Origin of the sequence: Bacillus thermozeamaize (assembly GCA_002159075.1) — a bacterium.
Lineage (GTDB): Bacteria > Bacillota > Bacilli > ZCTH02-B2 > ZCTH02-B2 > Bacillus_BB > Bacillus_BB thermozeamaize.
Genome location: LZRT01000041.1, coordinates 1 through 1,711, shown reverse-complemented (window position 1 = coordinate 1,711; position 1,711 = coordinate 1). Strand labels below are relative to the sequence as shown.

General features: G+C 57.0%; 1 protein-coding gene. It reads right to left on the bottom strand.

What is annotated here, in order from left to right:
* Positions 1–214: 214 nt before the first annotated feature.
* On the bottom strand, positions 215–1,432 hold the full coding sequence (locus BAA01_16895) for a hypothetical protein (GenBank protein OUM89514.1): 1,218 nt from the start codon (positions 1,430–1,432) through the stop codon (positions 215–217).
* Positions 1,433–1,711 lie beyond the last annotated feature (279 nt).

Sequence of the window (1,711 nt, the reverse complement as noted above, 5' to 3'; positions counted from 1 at the left end):
TCGCTGATTCGCTTGGCAGGCGCGGTCCTCATGGAACAGCAAGACGAGTGGACAGCAGTTCCGAGGCGGTACTTCAGCCAGGAATCGATGAAGAAGCTGTATGCGCGGAAGGGATTGAACGACACGCGGGAGTTGCTCGCCGTCCCCGGGGTGTAGATCGCGCTCAACGCGCTGGAACCCAATTTACACCACTTGCCGGGACGCTGCCGGCCCCCTAGAGAAGGACCACCGGCTGAATGGGTTCTGACTCCTCGAGCTGCAACTCCGCTAGACGCCAGGCCTTCCTTGCGTCGGTCTCGAAATGAGCTGTCCCGCGGAAGTTATAAGTGGGCCCTCCCTGTCTTGGTGTGACCCGGAGATGAAAGTAGGTCGTGCACCTCTGGTGTCCCACAAACTGTACCAAGCCGTTGTACACCGTGACCTCCGATAAGCTCATCCCGTTTGGTCCGTCCACACGGAGTTCCCGACGAATGCGTTCCAAAATCCTAGCTGGTTGGACGGAACACCGTGAAGGTCTGTAGCCAGGCTCCACTTCAGATCCATCGGTGAATAAAGCCTCCACTGCGTTCTCGACCATCTGAATGATTTTGACTTCCTTTTGTGCCGTGCTCGTGTACTCGTCGACGCGCTCCAGGTCGGCTTGTCTGTAGAGATGGAGAGCTGGATAGTGGGTGTCCACGTACAAAGGAATCCCCAGGGCTGCAGCCCGGACGCAAAGATGACGATCCTCGCCCACAAGATCTAGGTTAGGAATCGGCGCAAAGCGCACACCACGCAACAGCGCCTCTCGGGAGAATAGCGTGAGCGCTCCCAAGCCCCCTACCTGATAGACCCCTGGGCGCCTAAGGGAAGCCAGGAAGTCCGACGTCCGACGCGCAACGTCTTCGTCCGAGAGGGACTCCCCCGGTGCACGACGATACAGCCTGTACTGACCTCCGGCCCACACTTGCGGATACTCCGGGCCATCCGGATTCCATTTCGTCCAAAAGATCTCCGAGACGATAGGCAAGCCGAGGGCCACCAGCTGACGCAACGTAAGAGGGTGTAGCACAAGGTCAGAGTCGACCAGCAACAGGTGAGAGGACTGTCCCCCGAGCGCGAACTCAATGATTGCGTCCTTGAATCGTGCTACACGCCACATCAACCCTTCAGTCCAACGATGGGTTTTATCATCCTTGATATAGCGTTCCGAGGGCGTCGTCGCTTTCCGAACGGTCACCCGTCCGGCTACTCTGCCCACAAACTCTTGCAACAATGCTGTTGACTCAGGTACCTCATTGTCGTCGATGAAAAGATACTCGATGTCAAACGCCCCCACATCCAACCTCACCAAGGATTCCAGGAACGTCCTCAGAATTTCAGGTGTCTGCCGGACGGGACTCGCAATAATGAGGGTACCGCCCTTCTCGGCGGCTCCAGACGTGTCACGCATTTCTCTAACCACTTCGCTTCATGTCTTGCCGTCATTCCAATGGCGAGCTTCATGACCTCGCACCCGTTGTCGCATGAACGAGGTTAGTTCTTGCTCCCGAGACATCATATGACCATCTAGCCACCATCGCCACTATCGTGATCAGCCTAACTTTTGACGCCGAAGTACTCTTGGGTCTCCCGCAATTTCGATGCTATTGGGCAGCCTGGATAGTATGGCAGGCCAGTCTGCCCCCTCAACATCCCATCGCCAGGAGCCTCCGCCTCAACAGCTCAATCC

Excerpts from the sequence above, each read along its gene's own strand:
- BAA01_16895 (OUM89514.1), bottom strand. The coding sequence starts at position 1,432 with ATGCGTGACACGTCTGGAGCCGCCGAGAAGGGCGGTACCCTCATTATT.